Genomic DNA, 11,328 nt, shown 5'->3' with positions numbered 1-11,328 from the left:
TTCATTGCAATTTTCTATCTTTCAGTCTTAATCGGAAAATCGTACCGATTTTCCGCAACTGAAATTTATACGCTAACGTTGGTTACAATAGCGGAATTAAAAACTAAACGTAAAAATCGTGCGAATTCCGAACTTTGAAAACAGCGGAACTTTGCGCAAAAAAATAACGGAAACTGAATTTAATACTCGAGACCGAAACGTAACGCTGAATTGAAAAATGTAAAACGGAACTATGCGCAGAAATCAACTTGAGCGGAATTTAAAAAACGTGAATTGATTACTGCTACTCTATCGAATTCCAAAATTGCGGAATCATAACGTGGAATTGAATAGCAGAACGCAAAACAAACTCTGAATGAACCTTAAAAAACTGAAATATAACTGTAACCAACAATGTATAAATTCATTGCAATTTTCTATCTTTCAGTCTCAATCGGAAAATCGTACCGATTTTCCGCAACTGAAATTTATACGCTAACGTTGTGGTTAATTTGAAAAATGAACAGTCTACTAAAACAAATATCAGAGAAAGCGATTGAATTAGCTGATTTTGAGTTTACTCAAGAGCAGACTGAAAATAAATGGTTAGGAACTAAACCAGCATCTGAAAACGAAATACAACTGACCGAAAAAAGACTCGGAATTGATTTTCCGACTGACTTTAAACAGTTTATGTCAATCACAAACGGATTTTCTGCACCAAACGATATCGAACCGACTTTTGAGCCGATTAATAAAATTGACTTTCTGAAAAACATTGACAGTTTTATAATAGAAGCTTATAGTTTAAACGGAATTGAAAATATCGGAATACAGCTTGAAAAAAGTATTATAGTTGGAGGAATAAATCAAGAACAGTACTTTCTTCTAATTCCGCCGAATTCAACAAATGAAAAGTGGAAATACTGGAAATTTGCAAATTGGCATCCTGGAGAAGAAGAACACGAAAATTTAGAAAGTTACTTTAAGGAAGTTTTGAGCTTTTTAAACGAAACAATAGAATCGGAAAAAAACTAACCACAACACCGTGTATAATTCATTGCTAGTTATAGCCTACTTACGAAAGTCCTCGCGGACTTTCTATCTGTGATTTATTTGCTAACTTTAGTGCTTAAAACACGCAACGAAATCATACACAAACACGTTGTGTACCATTTGAATGAACCAAAGAACTAACGACATACTTTTCTACATTGGAATTGCACTTTTATTAATTGGAGCATTCGGATTGACTTTTATGGCATTCTTTGCAACCATTGGATTGCCGATTTTCATTTTGGGAATAATTTTAATTTTGGTTAGTAAAAAAAAACTCAAAATCAAACTTTATTGGATTTTAGGAACTATAGCATCAATTATAATTTTTTGGCCAGTTTGGACAAAAATTAACACAATAAAACCTGAAACCTATCTAATTCCAGAAAATTATACAGGAAAAATTAAAATAGTTTACGGACTGGATTGCGGAATAGAACCAAAAATTGAAAATGGAAGAAAAATATTGGAAATTCCAAACGATGGAATCCTCTTTGTTAAATACAAATTTAAAAGTGGAATAATAGACCACGAATACTATTCGATTGACAAAAAGGGAGAAAAAATTAAACTTGAACATTACGAAAACTATAAAGACGGAACTAAAAATGTTCCAGGAATTGGATTAGGTGCGTCTGGAAATTATCCTGGAAAAATGCCAAACGGCGGATTTTCCTCTGAATCGCCTTTAACAGTTCATTATTCAGAATTTCAAGTTATTAGAGATACGATTGTCAAATATGACTTTAAAAAGGAACAGAAATTTGACTCAATTGTTCGCAGTCGAATTGAAAAATGTAAATAAAAAACGGTACACAACACCGGCTATAGTTCATTGCTTCTAACTTTCCTTTCGGAAAGTCCTCGCAATTTTGCTATCTTCGGTTTTCGGCGGACAAATCCTGCGGATTTATCCGCAACGAAACCATAGCCAAACCGTTGGCAAACATTACACAAAACGATGCGGAAATACAAAAATGTTGAATATACAAACCCATTTGAATTACTATTCTTACTTGGTTCAACAGTAGCCATCTTTTCTGTAATAATTTTCGTGTTGAATAGAGTTATGAGTTTTGGTCTAATAAAAGGAATCTTAGCTTTTGTTCTTGCTGGAATTTATTTCTATATCTTAAAAAAGAAGTTTATAGTAAAAATCTCAGATTTTGAATTAAAATCAAATCAGTTGGAATGGGATAATAAAAATGTTAATTTTAATGATTTAGAATATTATAAAATTCATTGGATAAAAGGAGCTGGAATAAAATTTAAGTTCAAAAATGGGAAAACCTTACGAATTAGCTCAAATGATAATTTTTGCAATTCTGAGCAATTCGTGAATTTATGCCAAAATATTGACTCAAAACTATTGAAATATAATAAATGGCATATAGAAAGAAAAAGGTCGTTTTTCGAATCTAAACAAGGATATTACTTTGCAGTAATTATGTCAATCTTTTGTGTGATTGGAACTATTTACAAATCATTGACAGATAAAAAAATTAATATTGAGAATTTTGCCTTAATTTTAGTTTCATTAGGAATTATTTGGAGTGGAGTTAAATGGAAAAGAAAATAACAATCTGCCAACAATGTATAACCGAAATTACAGCAAATTTGACAACCTCAAGATCTACTAGTAATAACTTATACCGCTACTAAATTAAAACAATATTAATCTTAAGTTATATTTCAAACTTATTCAACTTTTTAATTATATCTTTAAATAGATAGATCGAACAGATCAAATAACTAAATTTGAGATTTTAATAAAAAGAATTTAATTAAGATGAATTGGTTAGTATTAATTATTGCTGGACTTTTTGAAGTTGCTTTTGCTACTTGTTTAGGTAAAGCGAAAGAATCTACTGGTAACGAAACTACTTTGTGGTATATAGGTTTTTTGATTTGTCTTAGTATTAACATGTTTCTTCTTGTAAAAGCAACTCAACAAATACCTATTGGTACAGCATATGCGGTTTGGTCAGGAATTGGAGCTGTAGGAACTGTTCTGGTTGGAGTTGTAATTTTGAAAGAACCTGCTGCCTTTTGGCGATTGTTTTTTATTACTACTCTAATTGCTTCAATTATTGGACTAAAGCTTGTATCAAATTAAAAAAGCATTTACTAAAATCTATTTGTGTACTATAACAAAATAATTAAAATTATGAGTAAAAAGGAAGTGTTTTGGTTAATTGGATCATTGATTTTAGCTTTCATCTTTAACTATATGATTTATCATTTTACTAAGCTAAATAAAATAGCTGCTTTTAATCTAAATATCTACGATACATACTTTGTTATTCCTAAATATCTTATTATTTTTTTAATAGGAAATTCAATCCTGTTTTGCATTTATATAATACGCACAATTAAAAACCGTTTTAATAATATAACTTCTAATGTAATTTTAATGCTTTCTTCATTTTTACTAATAATAATTTTTAACAAATTAGGTGTTATTATAGAAAGCATTATACAACAAAATTCTGGTTGGACTATTTATCCTCCTTTAAGTTCAGGAATCGATATCAAACAAATTGAATTGGAGGCGAAACTTAAAACTAGCACTTTTAATACAATTTCTTATCTAATTTTAATCTTTCAAACTCTGTTTATTATTTTTCTAACATATTGTGGCTTTAAAACAGGTATTCGTTTTCAAAAGAATAAACAACAGTAACATAGCGTTATTTTAGGATATAAAAAAACTTTTACACAAAAAAGCAAAAGTGCTTTAGATATTAACTATTAGAAAGTTAAGGGATTATTTTTTTATTATTTTAAACTTTGTAGATTAGATAAATCTGCTACTATCACATCGATCAATACCTTAAAAGTAGTGTTATTACAGTTTTAAAATATGTAAATAATAAAACATAAACTAATTAAACATTATTCAGAATAATTTTCAACTACAAAATCTCCCCAATTAGCTATAGATTGTATTAACGGAATTAAAGTTTTTCAAAAGTCTGTCAAGTTGTATTCTGCTTTTAAAGGTGATTTTGATGTGTAAACAATTCTATTTATTAAACCATCTTCTTCTAAAGCTTTTAATTGTAAACTTAACGTCCTTTCTTTTACTGTTGGCATACTCTTTCTTAATTCATTATATCTTAATTTTTTATCTATAAGATGATAAAGTATAACGGTCTTCCATTTTCCGCCAATTATTCCCATAGTTAAACTTGCACAACAAGGATATTCATTACCTCTAAATTTGAGCATCTTAGGTTTTACATTTGCCATCATTTATAGTTTAAATTATTTGTACAAATTTACTAACTATAATTAAAAATGAAACTATAAAAATTATAGTGTTTTATAATTTTATTAAGCTTTATTAAAAGCTAAAATCCATAACTTTAGATAAAAATTTATAACTTATGGAATGGATTTACGATATTAAAGACCCTATTTGGCAAACTGTTGTAGGCAGTTTAATTATTTTTGTAGTTATCATAATAGTTACAAGAATAATTGGTTTAAGGTCTTTTGCTAAATTTACTGCTTACGATTTTGCATTTACTGTTGCTATAGGAAGTATAATATCTTCTACTTTAACATCTAGTACTAGCATTACTCATGGTGCAGTTGCTATTACAAGTCTTTTGGTATTAACCCTTATTTCTTCATATTTACAGAAAAAAATACCAAAATTTAGTGCTTTAATTTCAAACAAACCTTTATTACTAATGGATGGTAATACCATACTTTATAATAACTTAAAACATAGTAGAATTGAAAAATCACAACTAATAGCAAAACTTAGAGAAGCTAACGTTTTGGATTTTAACCAAGTAGAAGCAGTTGTTTTAGAATCTACTGGAGATATTTCTGTATTACATAAAACTAAAGAAGGTATAGATCTGAATAAACAACTATTAGATGGTGTTAGAAAGACACCTTAATTAATAGCTAACTTTTCATACAAAAAAAGCAGTCTTTTCAGACTGCTTTTTAATTGCTATTAATCAATTTTAGGACTAGATGCTTTTACCTAACCAAGCATTCATCATCCATACAGTTTTTTCTTGTTCGGTTATAAAATCACTCATCATAGAATTTGTTCCTTCATCATTAGCCTCATCAGAAGCATTTAAAATTTCTCTTTCAATTTGTAATAATTCAGTTAAAGAATTTACTATTAATTCTACTGCATTTTCATCTTTAGATATATTCTTACCTACCGGTACTTTTGCAACACTAGAATAATCTTCAAATGTATGTAAAGGAGTTTCCCCTAGTGTTAAAACACGTTCTGCAATTTCATCTACTTTAGCATTAGCATCTGTGTATAACTCCTCAAACTTCACATGTAAATCAAAAAAGTTTTTCCCTTTAATATTCCAGTGTATTCCTCTTAAATTCTGATAATATATTTGAAAATTAGCCAATAAATCATTTAATTGGTCAGCTAAATCTTTAGTTTTTGATGGGTCTAATCCAAGACTATTTAGTTTCATATTTTATAAGTTTTAATTTCTATTACAAATTTACTGCAAATTAAACGCTCTTAATTATAAATATTATTGATAGATTTTATATTTTTATAGCCTTAAACTATTAACAATGACAATTACTCAATTATCATATGTTTTGGCTGTAGCCGAACACCAAAATTTTACAAAAGCAGCTCAAAAATGCTTCGTAACCCAACCTACTTTAAGTATGCAAATTCAAAAATTAGAGGACGAACTTGACGTCTTAATTTTTGACCGAAGCAAAAAACCTATAGAGCTAACCGAAGTTGGTAAAAAACTAGTAACACAAGCTAGAAATATTGTTAACGAATCTAATAGAATACAGGATATTGTAGACCAAGAAAAAGGATTTGTTGGTGGCGAATTTAAACTTGGTATAATACCAACCGTAATGCCAACACTACTACCAATGTTTTTAAATAATTTTGTGAAAAAGTATCCAAAAGTTAAACTTAAAATTGAAGAGCTTACTACAGAAGAAATTATTACACGTATTAACGACGGTCACCTAGACGCCGCTATTGCTGCAACACCTTTAGAACAAGAAAGCATTAAAGAGCGTGTTTTATATTTTGAACCTTTTGTTGCTTACGTACCGCAAAACCATAGATTACATAACAATAAAAAACTAGAAACATCAGATCTTGATATAAATGATATGCTTTTGTTAGAAGATGGACATTGTTTTAGAGATGGTGTTATTAATTTATGTAAAGTATTTAAAAACCATAATGACGACAAATTTCAATTAGAAAGTGGTAGTATAGAAACTTTAATCAAATTATCTAATGAAGGTTTAGGCATGACATTACTACCTTATCTACACACTTTAGATTTACCGGAAAAATCAAAGCAAAATTTAAGGTTTTTTAATGAGCCTAGTCCAGCAAGAGAAGTTAGCTTAATCTATCATAAAAGCGAACTTAAAATGCAAATTATAGAAGCTTTACAAGACGTAATCTCTGGGATAGTTAGAGGCGCAATTGCGTTTCAAAATGTAGAAATTATTAGCCCTTTAGGGAAATAAAAAAAGCGACTTTATAAGTCGCTTTTTTCTATTTAAGGATTAAGATAAATTAAACATTGATTTAGTTTTGGGTTTTGCTTTACTAAAGAGTCTATGAATACTTTAAGCTCTTCAATTTCGTAAGGTAACAAACGCTCTAAAGCCTTTTGTACCTCTCTGCAAAACAACGTGGTGTCAAAACTAACTTTTTGAAGTACAGTTTTGGTGTACTCAAACATTGCTCTTGCCATAATTAATTTTAAGTTTTAGTTAATTAAAGGTAATGTTTTTTATAGGCGAACGGTTTAAAATTACAGATTAAATGTAGCAAAAAAATTGTTTCAAAACTTAAAACCTGTGAATTTTAACAGTTAAAAAGACGTTAAAATTAGAATTTTAAAATCTATTATCTCCACCAATAATATCACCTAAACCTCCTAAAATACTACCTTCACCTTTATCTTTTCCTCCTCGAGGTAAACTTGCTAAAACACGACCTGCTAACCTACTAAATGGTAGCGATTGTATATAAACTACACCTGGTCCTTTTAAGGTTGCAAAAAATAAACCTTCGCCACCAAAAATGGTGTTTTTTATACCACCAACAAACTCAATATCATAATCTACATCTTGTGTAAAACCTACAATACAACCAGTATCTACTCTTAACGTTTCACCTGGTTGCAATACTTTTCTAGCTAAAGTTCCGCCAGCATGTACAAACGCCATTCCGTCACCTTCTAACTTTTGCATAATAAAACCTTCTCCACCAAAAAGTCCGCGTCCTAAACGCTTAGAAAACTCAATACCAACACTTACACCTTTTGCTGCACATAAAAAAGCATCTTTTTGACAAATAAATTTACCACGATACTCCATTAAATCAATAGGCACTATTTTACCTGGATATGGTGAAGCAAAACTAACGTTACGTTTACCTTGTAATACATTGTAAAATGCTGTCATAAACAAACTTTCTCCAGTAAGTAGACGTTTTCCGGCACCAAATACTTTACCTAAAAAACCTTGATCTTTTTGAGATCCATCTCCAAAAATGGTTTCCATTTTTATTCCATCATCCATCATCATAAAGCTTCCCGCTTCTGCAATAACACCTTCGTTTGGATCTAATTCTATTTCTACATACTGCATTTCTTCTCCGTAAATGCGGTAGTCTATTTCATGTGAATTCATAGTTTTTTGATTTAATGATTAACAGCTATTGGTTGTAAGATTTGTAAAAATGTTACAATGTTATTTTGACTTTAATTTAATAGACCATTCAAAATCAAAAGTAGAAACCACTACTCCATCTTGATTTACACCTTGAGATTGCATCCAAACGGTTTGACCTTCGCCAGTTTTTATAGTTTGCGCTATAGCCTGATCTATTTTATTGCCATCATTACACGTAAAAGTTATTTTTCCTGTTGCTTTTTTAGTAAAAACTGCTTTGTTAGTAGTCACTAACATTGATATTTTTTGACCACTTTCTTGAATTTTTGCAATAACCAATGCGCCTGTAGAAAACTCTGCAGCCATACCTTGTACTGCCCAAAACATTGATTTAAAAGGGTTTTGATTAATCCATTTATGTTTTACTGTTACCTCACAACTTTGGTCAGAGATTGACTTTGTCCTTACACCACAAATATAGGCAGATGGCAGTTTAAACATTGTATAAGTATTTAGTTTGCTTGGTGTTAACTTCATAATATTATTTTTGGGTTTTTGGCTAAATTATTGAAAATAATCCACAACTCAACATGTTAATAAAATGTTAAATTATAGTACTTTGTATTGCATAATACCTTCTTTTAGATATATATTTGCATAAGAAACTATTATATACTTTTAAAATCATGCTTACTAATCACCAAAAAAATCTAGCAACTATAATACATTTATCGACATTTAGTCGCTTTATTATTCCGTTTGGAAATTTTATTGGACCAATTGTTTTATGGTTGACTAATAAAGAAAAATCTGATTTTATAGATACCCATGGTAAACAGGCTATTAATTTTCAGATTAGTATTTTACTATACACCATGATTTTAGGATTATTATTTGTACCGTTTTTCTTGTTTAATGTTTTTAGTCATTTAGATTTTTTTGAAATTAACATCTTTGACGGTTTACATATTAGTTTAAATGAACCTTCGCCTCTATTTATCTTAGGTGGTAGTTTAGGTTTTGTAGCAGTAATTGGTTTTATTTTAGAAATCATTTTTATAATAAACGCTAGTATAAAAGCTAAGGATGGCGAATTTTATCAATATCCGTTTAGCATTAATTTTATTAAATAAAACATGAAACGGTTTAAAAAACAAGATAGCAAGTTAGCCTGCGTTAGGGATTGAGCAATTGTTGGAGCACATCTTTGATTGCGACTTGCGAAAGCCCGACCCAATAGGGTAACGCGATAAAAAAGAATCATCAATTTAATCAAAAATAATCATCAAAAAATGAACAGTTTAACAATAAATCTCATAAAAATATGAAGATAGAAAATACAAAAGCACAAATGCGAAAAGGTGTGTTAGAATACTGCATACTGTCTGTCTTAAAGGATGAAGACGCTTACGTTGCAGAAATTTTAGACACTTTAAAAGACGCTAAGTTGTTAGTAGTTGAAGGGACAATTTACCCATTATTAACACGACTAAAAAACGCTGGCTTACTAAGCTACCGTTGGGAAGAGTCTACTTCTGGTCCGCCACGTAAATACTACGGACTAACAGAAACTGGACATATCTTTTTAAAAGAATTAACCCAAACTTGGGACGAATTACAAAATGCAGTTAACATAGTAACACAAATTAAATCAACTAAAAAATGAATAAAACAGTCAACATAAATTTAGCAGGTATATTTTTTCATATAGATGAAGATGCATACTTAAAATTACAGCGCTATCTTGAGGCTATAAAACGTTCATTTACAGACTCTCAAGGTTGCGAAGAAATTATATCGGATATTGAGGCTAGGATTTCGGAATTATTTACAGAACGTATGAAGACCGATAGACAAGTTATTGGTAACAAAGAAGTTGAAGAGGTTATTGCCATTATGGGACAACCTGAGGATTATCTTGTTGATGACGAGATTTTTGAAGACGAACCTTCTAGCAAAACTAAAAACACTTACAGATCTAGCAGTAGTAAAAAACTATACAGAGATACAGACAACTCCTATATTGGTGGTGTGTCTGCTGGTTTAGCCCATTACTTTGGTATTGACGCTATTTGGATACGTTTAATATGGATTTTACTTGTGTTTGGTGCTGGTACTGGTGTATTCTTGTACATTTTACTTTGGATTTTAGTACCTGAAGCTAAAACAACTGCAGAAAAGCTTACCATGACTGGTGAAGCTGTAAATATTAGTAACATTGAAAAAAAAATTCGTGACGGATTTGATAGCGTAAGCGAAAATGTTAAAAACATTGATTTTCAAAAACATGCCGATAAACTAAAAGAGGGTTTTGAGCATGCGTCGGATAACATTAGTGACTCTGTAAAACGCATACCTACAAATAAAATTAAAGACAATAGTAAATCTTTTTTTGACGGTTTAGGTAATCTTATTAAAGGTGTTTTTAAAATCTTTGCAAAAATCATAGGACTATTTATTGTCTTAGCAACCATTGCTGGTACTGTTGCTTTAACTATTGGATTAATTATAGGTTCTTTTTTTAACAGCAATGTGCATTTTTTAGACAATGATTTAATGGAATTATCTACCACTAGCGGAATGTCTTTTGAGCTATTATCAATCTTAATCTTTATTGTATCAGTTATTCCGCTTATATTTTTATTCTACTTAGGTTTAAAAATATTGGTTTCAAACTTAAAACCATTAAGCAACATTGCTAAGTTTACCTTATTAGGTTTATGGCTTTTATCTTTAATAGGAATGATTACCATTTTTATCAACCAAGGATTAAGCTATAGCGAAAAAGCACCAGTAATTATAAACGAGAAGATTGAAACTATTAAAAGCACTGACACTTTAGTTTTAACAATGAAGGGTAACGATAATTTTGCTGGAGATTATTATAGACGTTATCATAATTTTAGAACTGGTTTTGATGAAAACGGAGAAAAGGTAACTTTTTCTCAAGACATAAGAGTAAATATTAAATCTACAAGTGATAGTGTTGCAAAAATTAAAGTTTTTAAATCGTCTAGAGGAAGAACTTTTGAAAGAGCCAAAGAACGTGCAAAAACTATTGATTATAACTATAACATTAATGGTAATAAGTTAGAGTTAGATAATTATTTTTTAATACCAAATGCAGAAGCTAAACGTGATCAAAAAGTAGAAGTTACAGTTTACTTACCCGAAGGAAGCGTAATTTACAACAACCCTAATACAGAAAGTTTTATAAGCTACAGTAGTTTTGATGGCTATTTAAGAGAAAATACTGGTCATTATTTTAAAATAGAACAAAACAATGCAACGTGTTTAGATTGTCCTGAACAAGATGAAGATGAAGATGAATTAAAAATTAACGTAGACTTAGATGGAGAAACCTCTAAAATTAAATTTAATGAAGATGGTTTTGAAGCCAAAGGTGAAAACTTAAAAATCAAAATAAACGATACTGTTTTTGATGCAAGTACCAAAAATGTAAAAGTCATTATAGACGACAAAGAAGGTATAAACATCACAAACACTAAAAAAGAAAAATAACCATCAATCAATCAAAAAACATCAATTATGGTCGCATTAATCGAATATATAATTAACACCATTATAGATATTTTAGTCTAAAACAACCATTATTAACCACTA

14 protein-coding genes and 1 pseudogene are annotated in these 11,328 nt (G+C 29.7%); 10 read left to right on the top strand and 5 right to left on the bottom strand.

Features of this window, described 5'->3' with window-relative positions:
• Positions 1–498: 498 nt before the first annotated feature.
• From WA340_RS08820 to WA340_RS08800, 5 genes are all read left to right on the top strand, one after another.
• Positions 499–1,017, top strand: a complete 519-nt coding sequence (locus WA340_RS08820) for an SMI1/KNR4 family protein (RefSeq protein ID WP_336128560.1) — start codon at positions 499–501, stop codon at positions 1,015–1,017.
• Positions 1,018–1,159: 142 nt separating this feature from the next.
• Positions 1,160–1,840: a DUF6843 domain-containing protein gene (locus WA340_RS08815; RefSeq protein ID WP_336128558.1), complete on the top strand. Its 681-nt coding sequence runs from the start codon at positions 1,160–1,162 to the stop codon at positions 1,838–1,840.
• A gap of 156 nt (positions 1,841–1,996) precedes the next feature.
• Positions 1,997–2,614: a hypothetical protein gene (locus WA340_RS08810; protein WP_336128557.1), complete on the top strand. Its 618-nt coding sequence runs from the start codon at positions 1,997–1,999 to the stop codon at positions 2,612–2,614.
• Between the two features lie 210 nt (positions 2,615–2,824).
• Entirely contained in the window at positions 2,825–3,151 is a 327-nt protein-coding gene (locus WA340_RS08805; RefSeq protein ID WP_336128555.1) for a DMT family transporter, read from the top strand.
• A 51-nt stretch (positions 3,152–3,202) separates the two neighbouring features.
• On the top strand, positions 3,203–3,718 hold the full coding sequence (locus tag WA340_RS08800) for a hypothetical protein (protein ID WP_336128553.1): 516 nt from the start codon (positions 3,203–3,205) through the stop codon (positions 3,716–3,718).
• A gap of 212 nt (positions 3,719–3,930) precedes the next feature.
• On the opposite strand, the pseudogene WA340_RS08795 reads toward WA340_RS08800, so the two are convergent.
• Positions 3,931–4,266 (bottom strand): annotated as a pseudogene (locus tag WA340_RS08795) (winged helix-turn-helix transcriptional regulator).
• 158 nt (positions 4,267–4,424) lie between these two features.
• Here WA340_RS08795 and WA340_RS08790 point away from each other — a divergent pair.
• Entirely contained in the window at positions 4,425–4,949 is a 525-nt protein-coding gene (locus WA340_RS08790) for a DUF421 domain-containing protein (RefSeq protein WP_336128551.1), read from the top strand.
• A 75-nt stretch (positions 4,950–5,024) separates the two neighbouring features.
• Here the strand turns inward: WA340_RS08790 and WA340_RS08785 are convergent, their stop codons facing one another.
• The gene (locus WA340_RS08785; protein ID WP_336128549.1) at positions 5,025–5,504 is read right to left on the bottom strand and encodes a Dps family protein; all 480 of its coding nucleotides are present in this window, start codon (positions 5,502–5,504) and stop codon (positions 5,025–5,027) included.
• Positions 5,505–5,610: 106 nt separating this feature from the next.
• Between WA340_RS08785 and WA340_RS08780 the strand changes: the two genes are divergently transcribed.
• Positions 5,611–6,549, top strand: coding sequence for a LysR substrate-binding domain-containing protein (locus tag WA340_RS08780; RefSeq protein WP_336128547.1), 939 nt, complete (start codon positions 5,611–5,613; stop codon positions 6,547–6,549).
• Between the two features lie 32 nt (positions 6,550–6,581).
• Here WA340_RS08780 and WA340_RS08775 read toward each other — a convergent pair whose 3' ends face one another.
• From WA340_RS08775 to WA340_RS08765, 3 genes are all read right to left on the bottom strand, one after another.
• Entirely contained in the window at positions 6,582–6,779 is a 198-nt protein-coding gene (locus WA340_RS08775; RefSeq protein ID WP_336069887.1) for a hypothetical protein, read from the bottom strand.
• Positions 6,780–6,924: 145 nt separating this feature from the next.
• Positions 6,925–7,722 carry a TIGR00266 family protein gene (locus WA340_RS08770; RefSeq protein WP_336128545.1) on the bottom strand — a complete coding sequence of 266 codons (798 nt, stop codon included), beginning with the start codon at positions 7,720–7,722 and terminating at the stop codon, positions 6,925–6,927.
• A gap of 60 nt (positions 7,723–7,782) precedes the next feature.
• The gene (locus WA340_RS08765) at positions 7,783–8,241 is read right to left on the bottom strand and encodes a DUF4442 domain-containing protein (RefSeq protein ID WP_336069892.1); all 459 of its coding nucleotides are present in this window, start codon (positions 8,239–8,241) and stop codon (positions 7,783–7,785) included.
• Between the two features lie 149 nt (positions 8,242–8,390).
• Between WA340_RS08765 and WA340_RS08760 the strand changes: the two genes are divergently transcribed.
• From WA340_RS08760 to WA340_RS08750, 3 genes are all read left to right on the top strand, one after another.
• Positions 8,391–8,837: a DUF4870 domain-containing protein gene (locus WA340_RS08760; RefSeq protein ID WP_336128543.1), complete on the top strand. Its 447-nt coding sequence runs from the start codon at positions 8,391–8,393 to the stop codon at positions 8,835–8,837.
• 191 nt (positions 8,838–9,028) lie between these two features.
• Positions 9,029–9,370 (top strand): PadR family transcriptional regulator, encoded by a 342-nt coding sequence (locus WA340_RS08755; protein WP_027880605.1) that lies wholly within the window; start codon positions 9,029–9,031, stop codon positions 9,368–9,370.
• Positions 9,367–11,226 carry a PspC domain-containing protein gene (locus tag WA340_RS08750; protein ID WP_336128542.1) on the top strand — a complete coding sequence of 620 codons (1,860 nt, stop codon included), beginning with the start codon at positions 9,367–9,369 and terminating at the stop codon, positions 11,224–11,226. Before WA340_RS08755 ends, WA340_RS08750 begins: the two co-directional genes overlap by 4 nt.
• Positions 11,227–11,328 lie beyond the last annotated feature (102 nt).

The organism is Mesoflavibacter sp. CH_XMU1422-2 (assembly GCF_037029245.1).
Classification (GTDB): domain Bacteria; phylum Bacteroidota; class Bacteroidia; order Flavobacteriales; family Flavobacteriaceae; genus Mesoflavibacter; species Mesoflavibacter zeaxanthinifaciens.
Note: the sequence above shows the minus strand (reverse complement) of the source record. Positions and strands in the feature narration are given on the sequence as shown.

Excerpts from the sequence above, each read along its gene's own strand:
- WA340_RS08820 (WP_336128560.1), top strand. The coding sequence starts at position 499 with ATGAACAGTCTACTAAAACAAATATCAGAGAAAGCGATTGAATTAGCT.
- WA340_RS08815 (WP_336128558.1), top strand. The coding sequence starts at position 1,160 with ATGAACCAAAGAACTAACGACATACTTTTCTACATTGGAATTGCACTT.
- WA340_RS08810 (WP_336128557.1), top strand. The coding sequence starts at position 1,997 with ATGCGGAAATACAAAAATGTTGAATATACAAACCCATTTGAATTACTA.
- WA340_RS08805 (WP_336128555.1), top strand. The coding sequence starts at position 2,825 with ATGAATTGGTTAGTATTAATTATTGCTGGACTTTTTGAAGTTGCTTTT.
- WA340_RS08800 (WP_336128553.1), top strand. The coding sequence starts at position 3,203 with ATGAGTAAAAAGGAAGTGTTTTGGTTAATTGGATCATTGATTTTAGCT.
- WA340_RS08790 (WP_336128551.1), top strand. The coding sequence starts at position 4,425 with ATGGAATGGATTTACGATATTAAAGACCCTATTTGGCAAACTGTTGTA.
- WA340_RS08785 (WP_336128549.1), bottom strand. The coding sequence starts at position 5,504 with ATGAAACTAAATAGTCTTGGATTAGACCCATCAAAAACTAAAGATTTA.
- WA340_RS08780 (WP_336128547.1), top strand. The coding sequence starts at position 5,611 with ATGACAATTACTCAATTATCATATGTTTTGGCTGTAGCCGAACACCAA.
- WA340_RS08775 (WP_336069887.1), bottom strand. The coding sequence starts at position 6,779 with ATGGCAAGAGCAATGTTTGAGTACACCAAAACTGTACTTCAAAAAGTT.
- WA340_RS08770 (WP_336128545.1), bottom strand. The coding sequence starts at position 7,722 with ATGAATTCACATGAAATAGACTACCGCATTTACGGAGAAGAAATGCAG.
- WA340_RS08765 (WP_336069892.1), bottom strand. The coding sequence starts at position 8,241 with ATGAAGTTAACACCAAGCAAACTAAATACTTATACAATGTTTAAACTG.
- WA340_RS08760 (WP_336128543.1), top strand. The coding sequence starts at position 8,391 with ATGCTTACTAATCACCAAAAAAATCTAGCAACTATAATACATTTATCG.
- WA340_RS08755 (WP_027880605.1), top strand. The coding sequence starts at position 9,029 with ATGAAGATAGAAAATACAAAAGCACAAATGCGAAAAGGTGTGTTAGAA.
- WA340_RS08750 (WP_336128542.1), top strand. The coding sequence starts at position 9,367 with ATGAATAAAACAGTCAACATAAATTTAGCAGGTATATTTTTTCATATA.